Below are 15,078 nucleotides of genomic sequence, written 5' to 3' on the forward strand. Positions count from 1 at the left end.
CCTGCGGCAGCCGTGGCCGCCGGAACACCGGGACGAACCCCCGCTGCTATTTGATCCAAGCGGACCAGCGGGCCTCGTTGGCGGCGATCCACTCGGCCACGACATCGTCGACCTTCTTGCCGTAGAGGTCGGCCGCGGCGACCATCGCGCCCATCTCGTCATTGCTGACGTTGAAGGCCATGATCGCCTTGTGGGCGCCCGGCCACTTGTCCCGCACGCCGGACCAAGCCACCTTCCAGATCGGCCCGCGCGGCTTGCCGCAGTCGTACTTCTCGCTCGTATTGCCGCCCCATCCGGCATCGCTGTAGCACTCGGGCGTGTACGTGGGGAAATCGACCCAGGCGCCCTTGTACTTCACCGGCGCCCAGTGTGGAGCATAAACCCAGAGCATGATCGGGGCCTTGCGCTGGTAGGCGCTTTCGAGCTCGGCGAACAGGGCCGCGTCGGTTCCCGCGTGTACGACCTCGAACGGCAGATCGAGCGCCACGACGCGCTCGTCGTCATATCCGCCCCAGGTGACCGGACCACCGAGATATCGTCCCTTCGGCGCTGTCTCCGCGGTCGAGAACGCCTCGGCGCAGGCCTCGTCCTTCAGGGCCTCCCAGTTCGGCAGACCAGGGCACTTCTCCTTCATGTACTCGGGGAACCACCATTCCTCGATGGCCTGCATCCCGGTCTCGCCCAGGTTCTCGACATTGCCGGTCCCCGTGGCCTCGTCCATGGCGTCGCGTCCAGTCGTCTCCCAGATCTCCATGGCAACGTGCAGATCACCGGTCTTGAGCCCGGCGAACTGCGCGATGTAGTCGGCCTGCACATACTCGATATTGTAGCCGGCCTTCTTCAACACCTCGCCCATGATCTTGGTGGTGATGAACTGACCGGTCCAATCGTGCAGCGTCAACTTGATGGGGTCTCTCGATTCGGCCTCGGCGCCAGCCGCCATCGGCACCAGCGCGAGACCGGCGGCAAAGGCCGCCATGGCAATACTGTCTCGAACCACTCTCGGCATAAATATAATCCTCCTCCCGACCCGGTCCGCTGGCCGCCTCGAAGGTGGCAGCTTGTCGCCAGGTTAGTCGACAGATTGCGAGCCGGGGTCGATCGTTGTCAATAGTGCGCGAGGCATATCCGAGGCATTGATCGCCACAACGGCAGGACAGACGTTGTATTTTGTGGTTTTATGAGCTTAAGTGTCGAGGAAAACCACACAAGCCGGACGGATTTCCCACATGGAGTGGAGCGACCGCCAGACCCGGATCCTCGCCGCCTTGCGTCAGCATGGCGCCATCCGGATCGCCGACCTCGCTAGCGATCTCGATGTCTCGCTGGAAACCGTGCGCCGAGACATCCGCCCGCTCGACGAAGCCGGCGAACTGATCAAACTGCACGGTCAGGTGCGTCTTCCGGCCGGCCTTGCCGAGGTCCCGTTCGAGCGCCGCATGCGCGAGAATGCGGAGGAAAAGCGCGTTATCGCCCGCCATGTCGCTGCCGGGATCGCCGACGGGGACAGCATCATGCTCGATACCGGCACGACCACGAGCCTGCTGGCAAGGGCGCTGCTCGGCAAGCGCGGGCTCACCATCGTCACCAATTCTTCGGACGTCGCGCGCACGCTGGCCACCGTCAACGGCAACAAGGTCTACATGGCCGGCGGAGAATTGCACGGCGACAACGGCGCCGCCTTCGGGCGATGGGCGATCGATTTCGTGGCGCGCTTTCGTGTGCGCTTCGCCATCATCTCTATCGGTGCGGTCGATGCCGGTGTCGGGCCGATGGACTTCCATCTCGAGGAGGCCGAGTTCGCGCGCACCGTGCTGCAATGCGGCGAGCAGCGCCTCATCATTACAGATCACACGAAGTTCGCGCGGCCGGCGCTCGTCAAGGTTTGTGATTTCAGTGACTTCGATCGCCTGGTGTGCGACCGTCCGCCACCGCCGGAGATCGCGGATCGACTGAAGCAGGCGGGCACGGAAGTGGAACTGGCCAGGCTTTGAGCAATCGATCGCGGCCCGGCCGTCGGCCACGTGGTTTTCGCGGGTGGCGGCACCGGGCGGGTGTGTTCGGTGTCGGTCGGGGGAAGCGAGCAGCGCTCTGCGACGGCTCTCGCGTGTAGGGGAGGGTGCAAAGACGTCGTCCGGTGAACCGAAGGCCGGCGGGACCGGCGGGGGAGGTGCAACCGCCGGCAAACGCGGGGCGACGACACGAGGTCTCTGGCCCTCGTCGATCCTCGAGAACTTCCACGAGCGGGCGTCGAACGATCCGGGTGAGCCGCAGCTCTGGTGCTATACCGACCGCTGGAGCGCGGCGCCAGGCGATGCAGTCGGGCTCCACGTGTCGACGACACTCGATGCCTACGATCTGGAAATCTGGCGCGACGGGGCTCTGCGCGAGGACGTGCTCACCGTGCGCGGCCTCGCGGGCCGCTTTCATCCGACGCCCGAGGACTGCTCGGTCTCCGGCTGCCGCTGGCCGAAGGCGCTCGACATCGAGATCCCGAACGCCGGCGGGACGAGCGGATGGCGCTCGGGGGGATATGTGATCCGGGTGAGCGGGCGAACCGCCGACGGGCGGCTCCTCGAGCACCATCACCTCATCATCGTGCGGGCGACGCCGGGCCATGAGGGCCGCCTTCTGCTGGTTGCCGCCACGGGCACCTGGCTCGCCTACAACGACTGGGGCGGCTCGAACCACTACGAAGGCATCACGGGGCCGGACCGCAACCGTTTTTCACCGCGTGTTTCGATGCTGCGGCCATTTTCGCGCGGGTTCGTCGTGCTGCCGGATGGCGCACCGCGGGTGCCCTTGCGCACGCCGCCGGTCATGGGAGCGGCGCTCCGCCATCCGCACATGGAGTGGGCGTACGCGAACGGCTATTCGAAGAAATATACCTCCGCCGGGTGGGCGAGCTACGACCGGCACTTCGCGCGATGGGCGGAGGCGGCGGGCTACGACATCGACGTCTGCGCCCTGCACGATCTCGGCGCCGATCCCGGCATTCTCTCGCGCTACAGGCTCGCCGTCTTCGTCGGACACGACGAATACTGGTCGAAGGAAATGCGCGATGCGGTGGATGCCTTCATCGAGGCCGGCGGCCGGGCGGCACGGTTCGCCGGCAATTTCCTTTGGCAGACGCGCATCGAGGACGGCGGCACGACCCAGGTCTGCTACAAGTACCGAGCGCGCGAGGAGGATCCGCTCTATCGCGATCCGGCGACGCGGACGCTGACGACCACGGCGTGGGAGGCAATCGAGGTCGGGCGGCCGGGGGCGCTCACGTTCGGAGTCAACGCGCTGCGAGGAATTTATGTCGGGTGGGGAGGAGCGGCGCCGCGCCATGCCGGCGGCTTCACGGTCTATCGCTCCTCGCACTGGTCGCTCGAGGGAACCGATCTCTACTACGGGGATGTCTTCGGTGGAGCCTCGCGCATCTTCGGCTACGAGGTGGACGGCCTCAGCTACGGTGTTCGCAACGGGCTGCCCTACGCCACGGGCGAGGATGGTGCTCCAGAAGGAATCGAAATCGTAGCCATGGGTGTCGCGGTCTGTGCGGAAGAAAATCACGGCTATCGCGGCGTCGATCATTTCCTCGGCGAAGAGGACCTCGAGTTCGCGGCGAGCGCGGTGCACGGCAATGCGACGCCGGAGACGATGGACCTCATGCGCTATGGCTCGGGCATGATGGTCTCCATGCGCAAGGGACGAGGGGAGGTTTTCACGGCGGGCACGTGCGAATGGGTGGCCGGCCTCATCGATCGTGACCCGTTCGTCGAGCGCATCACGCGCAACGTGCTGGACCGCTTCCTCGTGCCGACGGATTGAGGCAAGGCGCCGATCTTGCGCGACAGTGTGAAGTGGGGGGGTGCGGGTCGGCGATTGTGGTGCGATGTGCGCGCCGCTTCGGCTCTTGCCATTCGACCGTGCTGGCGCTCCGGGCCAACATCGCGCTTGACTTACGTTATAACGTAACATTAAAACAACCCAGCCAGTTCGTCCCACCACCGCGTGGCGGCGTTCAACAGGGAGCGAGCCGTGATGGGGCAGATCGAAGCAATTTCCAATATCGGTGCGGCCCCCGCCGCCGGACAGCAGGAGCCGACCTTACGGGGCACACGGTCCGGGTCGAGGATCCTGGCGGCGCCATCGGCGGGGGTTCTGATGCGCTGGCACGAACCCGACGTTGCGATGGCGCTCTGGCGGCGTAGCCTTCCGTCCGACGTCGCGTCGCGTCTCGATCGGCTTACGCCGCACGAACTGCCCGCCTTTCGGGTCGCGGGAAACCCGGCCCATATCACGGCACAATTCGACGAGGCCATTCGTGGCTCCAGGCTGTTGGACGACACGCTTGCAAGAGCGCTGGAGGTCGACATGGCCGGGCTCGTGCTGCTCTTTGCCGTGGCGACCGGGGCGGAGCATATGGAGGTGCGGTGCGAAGCGGTGCTGGATGACGCATGCCGCAGGTTCCATGTCGATGTCACCCGGGCTCGGCTCGTGACGACCTATCTTGGACCCGGAACGCAATGGGTCGGCAGCGCGGAGGCGCCGGAAGCGCTCTGGCGTCAGGAGCGGTATCGGGGTCCGATCTGCGAGATGCCGCGGTTCGCGGTCGGGCTCTTTTCCGGCTCGCAATTACGAGAGGAGGCGCTCGTACACCGCTCACCTCCGATCCGCGGTACCGGGCAATTCCGTCTGTTCTTCTGCATCAGCGAAGTCGGTGAACCACTGGTCTGATGCGCTCTCGCGCACTCTAGCGCTGCTGCACTGGGAAATGCGCCGCGGCACGAAAGGAGGCGGGGAGCGGAATTCCTGGCTCGCCGCCCGTCATCTCCTCGACGAGCGCGGCGGCGACGACGTGGGCGATGGCGAGGGAAATCTTATAGCCGCCGGTCGCGGCCCAGATACGTGCTTCGGGCTCGAGCGGCCCGACGAGGGGATTGCCGGTGGATGAGCGGGGGCGCGCGCCCGACCAGGTGGCGACAAGGGGGGCCTCGGCGAGCCCGGTGACGAGACCGCGGGCACGGGCAAGGAGCGCCGAAAGCGCATGTGAAGGTTCACCTTCCGGCGGCGGCGCGCCGTCTGCGGTGCTGCCGACTGCGACGCGTCCCTGTGTTTGTGGAACGACATAGAGCCCGTCGTCGCAAATCACGGGCGCCGCCGGCTGCAGGCTCGCGGCAACGAGGGCGACGGTCCCCCAGACGGGCGCACCGAGTGCGGGTGTGCCAAGCCGCTCGAGGAGGGGGTAGGACTGCCAGCCGCCCGCGACGACGAGCCGGCCGCAGGAAACGGCGGAAACGGCAGGGGAGCCCCGGAGTCGTCCAGTGGCGGTGTCGAAATCCTGAAATTCCTCTCCCTCGAGCAGAGTGACGCGACCGGCGAGTGCGGTGCGCAGCGCTTCGACGTAAGCCGGGGCGGAAAGGCGCGCCGAGAGGGTATCGTGGGCGATGCCGAGCGGGCAACTCGCGGGGTCGAGCAGGTCCCGCCGGGCGTCGGGTGGCAGAATCGAGAAGGAAAAACCGGTCTCGTCGGTGCGCCAGATCTCGCCGAAGCGTGCTTCGGCCCGGCGCATGCGAGCGAGGAAACCAGCTCGGCGGATCGGTACGAGCCGCCCGTGGCGGTGGTAGCCGATGGCGAGGCCGGTTTCGGCCTCGAGCGAGCCGAGGTGGGACGGCAGGCTGGTCAGGGCAGCGAATTGGAAGGCCTTGCGCTCGCTCGGAGCATCGGGAATATGGGGCAGCAGGGCGCCGAGTGGCGTCGCGCTCGCGCCCGCCCCGCAGCGGTGGCGCTCGATGAGGACGACGGATTGGCCCGCACGGACCGCGGCGAGGGCGACATTGAGCCCCATCACGCCGCCGCCGACTACGGCGATGTCATAGGCGCGAACCATCCAACTCCCCGAGGTCGCTCGGGCATTTGCCCGTCGGTGTGGACCTGCCACACTCCGGGGCTGTCGGACAACCTGGCGTGCGGGAGTGAGAGAGCGATGTCGGAAGGGGCGCGATTGCCTTGTGCCGGCGTGGAGGCGAGCGAACGGGTCACCTGGTCCGCTGGCGGTGTCCCCCTCTCGCCTCGCTTCGGGGAGGCCTATCATTCGGTGGCGGGGGGCCTCGGGCAGGCTCGCGCGGTTTTCCTCGGCGGCAACCGCTTGCCGGAGCGCTGGCGAGGGCGGGAGCATTTCGTCATCGGCGAGCTCGGTTTCGGGACCGGGCTCAACCTGCTCGCGACGGCGCTCGCTGCCGAGTGCGATCCGGCCTGTCCGGCGCGGCTCGATTTCGTTTCATTCGAGCATCATCCCGTTGCCGGCGATGCCATCGTTCGCGCGGCGGCACCCTGGCCGGAACTGGCCGACCATGCTCGCTCGCTCGCCAGCCAGTGGCCGCAGGCGCCGGCCGGGACTGTCGGTGCCGTTGTCGGCAAGGTCCGCCTCGAGGTGGTGATCGGCGATGCGCGCGAGACGCTCGCCGCCAAGCCGCTCGTTGCCGATGCCTGGTATCTCGATGGCTTCAGCCCGGCACGCAACCCGCAGATGTGGGGTGCGGACCTCATGCGGCTCGTGCATGATCGGACAGCGCCCGGTGGCACGTTCGCCACCTATACTGCGGCCGGTGCCGTTCGCCGCAATCTCGCGGCCGCCGGGTTCGCTGTTGAGCGCGTCGCGGGCTTCGGCGGCAAGCGCGAACGGCTCGAAGGGCGTCGCGATAGGAGTAGCGAGGGCGCGTGAGGGCCGCACCCTGTTCAGCCGTCGGTCCCAATCGCGGTGGCCGGGCGGGCCGCACGCGCGGCCGCCCGGCTATTGGTGTTGCCTTGCTGGGATCAGCCCTCGATCGCCTTGGGCGTGCTCGCCGCGCCGATCGCGATGGTGCGCGGCTTCATGGCCTCCGGAACCTCGCGAACGAGGTCGATGTGCAGGAGGCCGTCTTCGAGGTCGGCACTGCGCACTTCCACATGGTCGGCGAGCTGGAAGCGACGCTCGAAGGCGCGCTCGGCAATGCCGCGATGCAGATACTGCGCGGTCGTAGCTTCCTCCGCCTTGCGGCCGCGTACGGTCAGGCCATTCTCCTTGACCTCGATCGACAGTTCGTCACGCCGAAAGCCGGCGACGGCCATCGTAATGCGGTACGCGCTCTCGCCGGTGCGCTCGATGTTGTAAGGCGGGTAGCCGAGGTCGGCCTCGCGGCCGGCAATGCCGTCCATCAGGCTGAAGAGACGGTCGAAGCCAACGGTCGAGCGATAAAGCGGGCTGAGATCGGTATGTCTCATCACACATCCTCCATTTGAAGCGATATGATGTCGGTCCCCCCGGAGGGCGGAACCTCGAAGCGTGCAGCCATGATATGGCCTGCACAGCAACGGATTTGGGATATCGGGACAGAGTTTCAAGACCTCTTGCCCGGGCGAGCGAAGCGGTCCACTCGGAGCGTCGGCAACAGCGTGGGAGGACGTGGGGATGGAGCTGGTCGCGCTGGCGAAGAACCCGGTGCCGAGCGGCGCCCATGTGGCGATGCTGACGGCGGACGACGGCGTGCAGCTGCGCACGGCGCGCTGGGAGGCGAGCAGGGGCCCGAGGCGTGGCACGGTCTGTCTGTTCGGCGGCCGAACGGAATACATCGAGAAGTATTTCGAGGTGGTCGCGGACCTCAGGCGCCGGGGCTTTGCCGTCGCGACCATGGATTGGCGCGGGCAGGGCGGCTCCGACCGTCTGCTGCCCAACCGCCACAAGGGACACGTGCGCGACTTCAAGGAGTACGACCGCGATGTCGTGCGGTTCATGCGCGACGTCGTGCTGCCGGATTGCCCGCCTCCCTACATCGCACTCGCGCATTCCATGGGTGGCAATGTCCTCCTCAGGGCGGCACGCACGCCCGGCACCTGGTTCGAGCGCATGGTCCTCTGTGCGCCGATGGTGCGGCTCGCGCGCGAGGGGCTGGGGCTGCCGTCGGCCGTCGCGCGCACCGCTGCCGAGAGCACCGCGACGGCGGGCCTCGGCTGGCTCTACGTGCCGGGCGGAACCGATGCGGGCTGGGAGAGCCAGCCGTTCGAGGGCAACGTGCTGACCTCGAGCCGCGATCGCTACGAGCGCAATCAGGCGATCGTCAAGGCCGAACCGCGCCTGTCGCTCGGGGCGCCGACGTTCGGATGGATGCGTGCGGCCCTGCGTTCGATGGCGCTGGTTTCGTCGGCACGGTTCGCGAGTGAAGTGTATGTGCCGATCCTGTTCGTTGCCGCAGGTGACGACGCCGTGGTCGATTCACGGGCGATCGAGCAGATCGCGGTCCGGATCAAGATGGCGACCTACGTGCTCATCCCCGGTGCTCGCCACGAGGTCCTGCAGGAGGCCGAAGACATCCGGCGCCAGTTCTGGGCGGCGTTCGATGCCTACGTCGGGATCATCGACGAGGGCGGGGCCTAGCACAGGTGGCGGCGGCCCCGGTCGGCGATGCCGAACGGGGCGCTGCGACGGTGGGAGCGAGGTGGTTTACCTGCGAACCGGGTGCCGAGCGCACTCAGTTCAGTTTGCCCTTCAGTTCGGCGATGCCGCGGGCAATCAGCTCGGAGCCGCCGGCGCCCGTGCCGACGCGACTGGCGATCAGCTCGCGTGCCGTCGCGATGGCGACCTCGGCGGCAGCGCTGCGAACCTCGTTCGTCGCCTGCTCCTCGGCGCGGGCGATCTTGTCCTCGGCCATGCGGGTGCGGCGCTCGAGCTGTTCGGCGAGATTGCGGCGCGTCTCCTCGGCGTAGAGTTCGGCCTCCTGGCGGGCCTGGGCGATGATGGCCTCGGCCTCGCGGGTTGCCTCCTCGCGCTTGTGCTGGAATTCCGTCAACGCGCTCTGCGCTTCCTCCTTCAGCCGGCGGGCGGCCTCGAGCTCATCGCGGATGCGATCCGCCCGGTCGTCCAGCGCCTTGGTCACCATCGCTGGAACCTTGAGGTAGACCAGCAGCAGGATGAACAGGCCGAATGATACGGCCACCCATTCGTCCGCACCCATTTTACTCTCCGCGTTCCGTTGTGGGCCGCCGCGCCGCGCACGGGGCCGGATAGGGTTGTCAGCGGCGCGGTGTGTTGCGCGCCGCGGCGGTGGCAAGCTCGCTGTCGCTCGGGCTCGCGCCGATCAGCCGCTCGACGATGGCGCCGGCCGTTTCCGAGCCGATACGCGTCACTTCGCTGAGGGCGGCCGCCTTGGTGGCCTGGATGCGCGCCTCGGCGGCCGTGAGCCGTTCGTCGAGCTGGCGCTCGGTCTCCTGGCGTTCGCGCTCGACATCTGCGGTCAGCCGCTCGCGGTTGTCCTGGGCGATGACGTGGGCCTTGCCACGTGCCTCGGCGAGCGCTTGCTCGTAGGCGGTGATGGCCTGCTCGGTCTCGCCCTTGAGGCGCTCGGCCTCGTCGAGATCGCGCTGAATGCGGTCTCGGCGCTGCTCCAGCACATCCGCGATGCGCGGCAGGGCGAGGCGCGCCATGACGAGATAGAAGGTGATGAAGACGATCGCGAGCCAGATGACCTGGGGAGCGTAATCGGGGATGTTGAACTGTGGCATCGTGCTTGGCCTGCGCTCTCGAGTTCGTGCCTCATGCGTCGCGAACGCGCTGCGGCGTCCGGCTGATTCGCGGGAGCATTGGTGCCGCGGCAACCGTCGGAGCGGTGGCCCCGAGGTCTCGAACGGCGCCCCTGCGCAATCGGCACACTGGGACGACGCCCGACCGGACCGTTACCGGCCCGGACTTTCGGATGCGGTGGGCGCGTCACCGTGAACCGACCGGCAATGCAGTGGTGGAGGGGCGCTGCGGGAAGGTGACCGCGTCCGCCCCGTCCGGTCTGGCACTCGATCAGAACGCAAAGAGGATGATGAACGCGATCACGAGACCGAAGAGGCCCGTCGCCTCGGCGAGGGCGAAGCCGAGGAGCAGGTTCGGGAACTGGCCCGGCGCGGCCGACGGGTTGCGCAGGGCGCCCGACAGGTAGCTGCCGAAAATGTTGCCGATGCCGAGACCGGCGCCGACCAGGGCGATGGAGGCGAGGCCCGCACCGATCATCTTTGCTGCTTCGACGTCCATTGTGTTCTCCTTCGTTCACTATCCAGGGGCCCGATCGCGTCGGGCGTTCTGCGGTTCGGCCGCCGGGCGCGTGCCCGGAGACCGGGTGGCGAGGCTCGGTGCGTGGCGCAACGCGCCACGCACCGGGGTCAGTGATGCATGTGAAGTGCGTCGTTGAGGTAGATGCACGTCAGGATGGCAAAGACATAGGCCTGCAAGAACGCCACCAGGAATTCGAGACCGGTGAACGCAACCATGAAGGCCAACGGGGCCCAACCGCCAAGGAAGCCGAGGCCGACGACGAAAGCGCCGAACACCTTGAGCATGGTGTGGCCGGCCAGCATGTTGGCGAAGAGGCGGACCGAAAGGCTCACCGGACGGGTCAGATAGGAAATGACCTCGATCACGATCAGAAGCGGGATCAGCACGACGGGCGCGCCCGACGGCACGAAGAACTTCAGGAAGCCGACGCCGTGTTTGACGAAGCCGACGATGGTCACCCCGATGAAAACGACCGCGGCAAGGGCGAACGTGACAATGATGTGGCTCGTCACCGTGAAAGAGTAGGGGATCATGCCGAGCAGGTTGCAGGCCAGCACGAACATGAACAGTGAAAAGACGAAGGGGAAAAACTTCATCCCTTCGGTTCCCACGTTCTCCCGGATCATGTTGGCGACGAACTCGTAGGAGAGTTCGGCGACGGACTGGAGACGTGTCGGCACGAGCGCGCGCCCCTGCATGGACAGCGTGAGCAGAGCCGTCGTCACTACCGCGGCAATTACCATCCAGAGCGCGGAGTTCGTGAACGAGGCATCGAGCCCGAACAGCTCGAATTCGAACAGGCGCTTGATCTCGAACTGGTGCATCGGGTCGATGCCCGTGCCGCTCCCATGCTCCTGGCTCGCCACGCCTCAGCTCCCCTCAATCGCCCTCGTCGGCCCGTGCGGTTCGCCCCGAACCCGGAGGTGTGCCCGCTGCCGTCGCTTCCGCCACCATCAGGCGGTAGGTCCGCATCACGTTCCGCGCGCCAGCGGCCAAGCCGAGCGCGCCGAACAACAACAAAAATGCGGGTCTGGTGCCCGCCCAGTCGTCGATGAACCAGCCGATTGCGCCGCCGACGACCACGGCCGCAATGAAGTCGATCGCCAAGCGGAGGGCGTACCCGATGGACCTGCCACGTGTCGGATCGACGCGTGGATTGTGATGCGCACGCGCGTCACCGATCCGCTCGCCCAGATCCTCGAGATCGCGCTTCAGGCGGTCCCGATCCTCAGGGCTGACTTGTCCGGCGCGTCGCTGCTCGTCGTTCCGACCGGTCATGGAAACGCCCACTGCATGCGGCCGTTCCCCGCCCCCTCCTGCTCGCGCGCAATCTAGATTTGCGGCCATACCGTGTCAAGGACGGTCGGTTGAAATCAACCTCATGAAAACAAACGGTTTTTCTTGGGCGCACCAAAAGTCGAGCGGGGCGACGGCGGGTTCGGAGCGGAAAGCTGGAAAAGCGGCGTCGATCAGCTCGCCTGGCGCAGCGCCGCGGCACGTGAGAAATCGACGGAAACCAATTGACTGACCCCCTTCTCGAGCATCGTCACACCGTAGAGGCGATCCATCCGCGACATCGTCATCGGATGGTGTGTGATGACGAGAAATCGCGTGTCGGTGCGCTTGGCCATGTCCTCGAGGAGCCGGCAGAAGCGCCCGACATTGGCGTCGTCGAGTGGCGCATCGACCTCGTCCAGCACGCAGATCGGTGAAGGGTTGGTCAGGAACACCGCGAAGATCAGTGCCATGGCCGTCAAGGCCTGCTCGCCGCCCGACAGCAGCGAGAGTGTCGCTGGCTTCTTGCCCGGGGGACGGGCGATGAGTTCGAGACCGCCTTCGAGCGGGTCATCGCCTTCGATGAGCTGCAGGTCGGCGGTGCCGCCGTCGAAAAGGGTCGTGAAGAGCTGCCTGAACGAGGCGTTGACGGCCTCGAACGCCTCCAGCAGGCGGCGGCGGCCCTCGCGATTGAGCTTTTGGATCGCCTGGCGCAATTTCGCGATCGCCTCGACGAGGTCGGCGCGCTCGCCCTCGAGACGGTCGTGCTCGACGCTAAGCTCGTCGAGTTCCGTCTCGGCGCGCAAGTTGACGCCCCCGAGCCTTTCACGATCGCCGCGCAGGCGCTCCAATTGGTGGGCGGTCTCCTCGGGAGTGGGAACGGACCGGTTCGCCTCGCCATCGGCAGGGTCACCGTAGCCGGCGAGCGCGAGACACGCTTCAGGGGTTACGTCGAGGGCGTTGCGGATGGCGAGCGAATGCTCGGCGCGGCGGTTGCGGGCTGCCTCGAGGCGCGCCTCGGCGCGGCCGCGCTCCTCGAGGGCGGCGTTCATGGCCTGCTGCAGTGCCTTGAGTGCCTCCGCGCACGATCGGCAGGTGCCTTCTGCACGGGCGAGGGCATCGGCGGCGGCGGCGCGCTCGTTCTCGGCGCCGGCGCGCGACGCCAGAAGGCGGATACGGCGCTCTTCGATCTCGCCCGGCATGCCTGCGAGGCGGCCTTCCTCCTCGCCGAGATTCGCGAGGCGACGGGCGAGTTCTTCGATTTGGACGACCGCGCGTTCGGCGCGGTTCGCGGTTTGGGTGACCTCGCGATCGACGGCGGCGTTGCGCTCGGTGACGAGGGCGAGTTCGCGCTCGAGGCTGCGGACCAGGGCCTCGGCTTCGGTCCACTGCCGGCGCCGCTCCTGGGCGTCGAGCATGGCGGCGGCGCGTTGGTCGCGAACGGCCGAAAGGCCACCTTCGTCGGCGACGAGGGCGCGCTCACTGGCAAGGTGACGCTCGAGTTCGTCGATGCGTTCGCCGAGCGGGGCGATGGCGGTCGCCGCGGCGGCGAGGCGGTCGTCGAGCCGCGCGATGGCGGTCTCGAGCGCGCGGGCGCGCTCCTCGGCCGCGCGCAGTGTCGTTTCGCCGCCGCGGCGCTCTACGTCGCGGGTCGCGGATTCGGCCCGGGCCGCGTCGGCCTCTCGAATGGCATCCGCGAGGGCGGCGGACAAGCGTGCGGCGGTCGCCTCACGCTCGGCGAGTTCCGACTCGAGACTGGCCAGGCGATTGCGCTCGATGAGGCGGACGGTCGCCGCGCTCGGTGCCTCGGAACGGGCACGCAGTCCGTCCCAACGCCATAGAGCGCCGGCGGGAGAGACGAGCCGTTGCCCCGCACGAAGGGCCGGCGCGAGCCGGTCACCGGTCGCTTCGTCCGCGACGATGCCGATCTGAGCCAGCCGACGGTGCAGTTCGCGCGGCGCCTCGACGTAACCGCGGAGCGGCTCGGCTCCCTCCGGGAGGGGTGGATCGGAGCGGCTCGCGGTCTCGCTCGCGGGATCGTCGGTCCATTGGACCGGAGCACCGGCCTCGAGACTCGCGACGAGATCGTCGCCAAGTGCAGAGCCGAGTGCTTTCTCGTAACCGGGCGCCACCGTCACGAGATCGAGAACTGGCCTGGGGCTGGCCGTGTCGTCGAGCGCCGATGCGGCGACGAATTGGCGCAGGGCCTTGACCTCCGAGGCGAGCGTGGCGGCAGCCAATCTGGCTTCGGCATCGCGTTCGCGGGCGGCGTCGCGCCGGTCGGACGTCGCGGCGGCCACTCGGTGGGCGACCTCGGCAGCCTCGATCGCGGCGACGAGGGCCTTGCGCGCCGCCTCGGTGGCGGCCGCGGCGGCATGGGGATCGCCGAGCGCCGCGCGCTCGCTTGTCAGCCCATCGCGGTCGCGCGTCAGGCCCGCCTGCTGGCGGCGCGCCTGTTCGAGTGCCGATTCGGCCGAGCTGATGGAACTCTCGATGCGGCGGCGCTCGGCGGTCGCCTCGGCGAGGCGGGCATTCAGCGTCTCGAGTGCAGCATCGGCCGAAAGGCTCGCCTCGCGGGCCGAAGCCGACGCGGTGCGGGCTGGGCCGACACCTTCTCCGAGGCGGGCCAGTGCGCCATTCAGACGCTCCTTCTCCTCGGCCAGCCGTTCGGCGTGGTGATGGGCCTCGATGCGAGCCTCCTCGGCACGCTGACGGTCGGCATGGCATTGCGCGATCCGGCCTTGAACCTCGTCGAGCCGGGCGCGGGCGTCCGCCTCCTCGCGGGCGATCCCCTCGACCTCGATCTGAAGGCGTTGGAGGACCGCGGCGCGCACCATTTCCTGCTGGCGAAGCGGGCCGAGCGCTTCGTTGAGGCGCTCGAGCTCGGTCCGTCCAGCCGTTTCGGCGGCGCTGGCGCGTCCGACCTCGGCGAGAACCGCGCGCAGGCCGGTCTCGGCATCCTCGACGGCCCGCTCGGCGGCGAGCCAAGAATAGTGGAACTGCAGGGCCTCGAGGCGCTTGATCTCCTCGCTCAGCTCGCGATAGCGGCGTGCCTGTCGCGCCTGGCGCTTCAGTCCGTTCATTTGTGTCGTGAACTGGCCGAGAATGTCGTCCACACGCGCGAGGTTGGCCTCGGTCGCCTCGAGGCGCAACTCGGCTTCGCGCCGGCGGCTGTGTAGTCCGGCAATGCCGGCAGCGTCCTCGAGGATGCGCCGACGCTGCTCCGGCTTGGCGTTGACGATCTCGCCGATCTGACCCTGGCGGACGAGTGCGTTGGACCGCGCGCCGGTTGCAGCGTCCTCGAACAGCAGGCGGACATCGCGCGCCCGCGTGTCGCGGCCGTTTATGCGGTAGGCCGAGCCGGCGCTGCGCTCAATGCGCCGCGAAATCTCGATGAGGTCGCTGTCGTTGAAGGCGGCAGGGGCGGTGCGCCCGGCATTGTCGATGGTGACGACGACCTCGGCCATGTTGCGGGCCGGCCGGCGATCGGTGCCGGAAAAGATCACGTCGTCCATGAGGGCGGCGCGCATGCTCTTGTGGGAGGTCTCGCCCATGACCCACCGCAGCGCCTCGAGGAGGTTCGATTTGCCGCAGCCGTTCGGGCCGACGACACCCGTGAGGCCAGGCGCGATCACCAGCTCCGCGGGGTCGACGAACGACTTGAAGCCCTGCAACCTCAGTCGCGTGATCTGCAATGCGATCCTCCGGGACGGCCCGTTCACCACGCGGCTGGCGAG

Annotated in this window: 14 protein-coding genes; 5 read left to right on the forward strand and 9 right to left on the reverse strand. The window is 67.8% G+C overall.

Annotated elements, in window-relative coordinates; translation table 11 throughout:
• Positions 1 to 46: 46 nt before the first annotated feature.
• Positions 47 to 979: an ABC transporter gene (locus tag GC150_01100; GenBank protein MBI1383496.1), complete on the reverse strand. Its 933-nt coding sequence runs from the start codon at positions 977 to 979 to the stop codon at positions 47 to 49.
• A 250-nt stretch (positions 980 to 1,229) separates the two neighbouring features.
• On the opposite strand from GC150_01100, the gene GC150_01105 reads away from it, so the two are divergent.
• The 3 genes from GC150_01105 (at position 1,230) to GC150_01115 (ending at position 4,728) form a co-directional block, all read left to right on the forward strand.
• A complete protein-coding gene (locus GC150_01105) occupies positions 1,230 to 1,994 on the forward strand; it encodes a DeoR family transcriptional regulator (protein ID MBI1383497.1) in 765 nt (254 codons plus the stop codon).
• Between the two features lie 229 nt (positions 1,995 to 2,223).
• Positions 2,224 to 3,819, forward strand: coding sequence for a hypothetical protein (locus tag GC150_01110; GenBank protein MBI1383498.1), 1,596 nt, complete (start codon positions 2,224 to 2,226; stop codon positions 3,817 to 3,819).
• Between the two features lie 213 nt (positions 3,820 to 4,032).
• Positions 4,033 to 4,728, forward strand: a complete 696-nt coding sequence (locus GC150_01115; protein MBI1383499.1) for a DUF1826 domain-containing protein — start codon at positions 4,033 to 4,035, stop codon at positions 4,726 to 4,728.
• Between the two features lie 16 nt (positions 4,729 to 4,744).
• Here GC150_01115 and GC150_01120 read toward each other — a convergent pair whose 3' ends face one another.
• A complete protein-coding gene (locus GC150_01120) occupies positions 4,745 to 6,085 on the reverse strand; it encodes an FAD-dependent oxidoreductase (GenBank protein MBI1383500.1) in 1,341 nt (446 codons plus the stop codon).
• Between GC150_01120 and mnmD the strand changes: the two genes are divergently transcribed.
• Complete coding sequence (gene mnmD, locus GC150_01125) at positions 5,978 to 6,715, forward strand: tRNA (5-methylaminomethyl-2-thiouridine)(34)-methyltransferase MnmD (protein MBI1383501.1); 738 nt, start codon at positions 5,978 to 5,980, stop codon at positions 6,713 to 6,715. The two genes, GC150_01120 and mnmD, sit on opposite strands and share 108 nt — an antisense overlap.
• A gap of 92 nt (positions 6,716 to 6,807) precedes the next feature.
• Here the strand turns inward: mnmD and GC150_01130 are convergent, their stop codons facing one another.
• Positions 6,808 to 7,254 carry an Hsp20 family protein gene (locus GC150_01130; protein MBI1383502.1) on the reverse strand — a complete coding sequence of 149 codons (447 nt, stop codon included), beginning with the start codon at positions 7,252 to 7,254 and terminating at the stop codon, positions 6,808 to 6,810.
• A 187-nt stretch (positions 7,255 to 7,441) separates the two neighbouring features.
• On the opposite strand from GC150_01130, the gene GC150_01135 reads away from it, so the two are divergent.
• Positions 7,442 to 8,404 (forward strand): alpha/beta fold hydrolase, encoded by a 963-nt coding sequence (locus GC150_01135; GenBank protein ID MBI1383503.1) that lies wholly within the window; start codon positions 7,442 to 7,444, stop codon positions 8,402 to 8,404.
• 94 nt (positions 8,405 to 8,498) lie between these two features.
• Here GC150_01135 and GC150_01140 read toward each other — a convergent pair whose 3' ends face one another.
• The 6 genes from GC150_01140 to smc form a co-directional block, all read right to left on the reverse strand.
• On the reverse strand, positions 8,499 to 8,981 hold the full coding sequence (locus tag GC150_01140; GenBank protein ID MBI1383504.1) for a F0F1 ATP synthase subunit B: 483 nt from the start codon (positions 8,979 to 8,981) through the stop codon (positions 8,499 to 8,501).
• A 58-nt stretch (positions 8,982 to 9,039) separates the two neighbouring features.
• Entirely contained in the window at positions 9,040 to 9,528 is a 489-nt protein-coding gene (locus tag GC150_01145) for an ATP F0F1 synthase subunit B (protein ID MBI1383505.1), read from the reverse strand.
• Positions 9,529 to 9,817: 289 nt separating this feature from the next.
• Positions 9,818 to 10,045, reverse strand: coding sequence for a F0F1 ATP synthase subunit C (locus tag GC150_01150; GenBank protein MBI1383506.1), 228 nt, complete (start codon positions 10,043 to 10,045; stop codon positions 9,818 to 9,820).
• A gap of 128 nt (positions 10,046 to 10,173) precedes the next feature.
• A complete protein-coding gene (locus tag GC150_01155) occupies positions 10,174 to 10,890 on the reverse strand; it encodes a F0F1 ATP synthase subunit A (GenBank protein ID MBI1383507.1) in 717 nt (238 codons plus the stop codon).
• A gap of 55 nt (positions 10,891 to 10,945) precedes the next feature.
• Positions 10,946 to 11,413 carry an ATP F0F1 synthase subunit I gene (locus GC150_01160; protein ID MBI1383508.1) on the reverse strand — a complete coding sequence of 156 codons (468 nt, stop codon included), beginning with the start codon at positions 11,411 to 11,413 and terminating at the stop codon, positions 10,946 to 10,948.
• Between the two features lie 122 nt (positions 11,414 to 11,535).
• Positions 11,536 to 15,036, reverse strand: a complete 3,501-nt coding sequence (smc, locus tag GC150_01165) for a chromosome segregation protein SMC (GenBank protein ID MBI1383509.1) — start codon at positions 15,034 to 15,036, stop codon at positions 11,536 to 11,538.
• Between the last annotated feature and the right edge of the window lie 42 nt (positions 15,037 to 15,078).

The sequence above is a fragment of the Hyphomicrobiales bacterium genome (genome assembly GCA_016125495.1).
Classification (GTDB): Bacteria; Pseudomonadota; Alphaproteobacteria; order Rhizobiales; family RI-29; genus RI-29.

Bases quoted from the DNA above. Each gene is read 5' to 3' on its own strand.
- GC150_01100 (MBI1383496.1), bottom strand. From the start codon at position 979: ATGGCGGCCTTTGCCGCCGGTCTCGCGCTGGTGCCGATGGCGGCTGGC.
- GC150_01105 (MBI1383497.1), top strand. From the start codon at position 1,230: ATGGAGTGGAGCGACCGCCAGACCCGGATCCTCGCCGCCTTGCGTCAG.
- GC150_01115 (MBI1383499.1), top strand. From the start codon at position 4,033: ATGGGGCAGATCGAAGCAATTTCCAATATCGGTGCGGCCCCCGCCGCC.
- mnmD (MBI1383501.1), top strand. From the start codon at position 5,978: ATGTCGGAAGGGGCGCGATTGCCTTGTGCCGGCGTGGAGGCGAGCGAA.
- GC150_01120 (MBI1383500.1), bottom strand. From the start codon at position 6,085: ATGATAGGCCTCCCCGAAGCGAGGCGAGAGGGGGACACCGCCAGCGGA.
- GC150_01130 (MBI1383502.1), bottom strand. From the start codon at position 7,254: ATGAGACATACCGATCTCAGCCCGCTTTATCGCTCGACCGTTGGCTTC.
- GC150_01135 (MBI1383503.1), top strand. From the start codon at position 7,442: ATGGAGCTGGTCGCGCTGGCGAAGAACCCGGTGCCGAGCGGCGCCCAT.
- GC150_01140 (MBI1383504.1), bottom strand. From the start codon at position 8,981: ATGGGTGCGGACGAATGGGTGGCCGTATCATTCGGCCTGTTCATCCTG.
- GC150_01145 (MBI1383505.1), bottom strand. From the start codon at position 9,528: ATGCCACAGTTCAACATCCCCGATTACGCTCCCCAGGTCATCTGGCTC.
- GC150_01150 (MBI1383506.1), bottom strand. From the start codon at position 10,045: ATGGACGTCGAAGCAGCAAAGATGATCGGTGCGGGCCTCGCCTCCATC.
- GC150_01155 (MBI1383507.1), bottom strand. From the start codon at position 10,890: ATGCACCAGTTCGAGATCAAGCGCCTGTTCGAATTCGAGCTGTTCGGG.
- GC150_01160 (MBI1383508.1), bottom strand. From the start codon at position 11,413: ATGGCCGCAAATCTAGATTGCGCGCGAGCAGGAGGGGGCGGGGAACGG.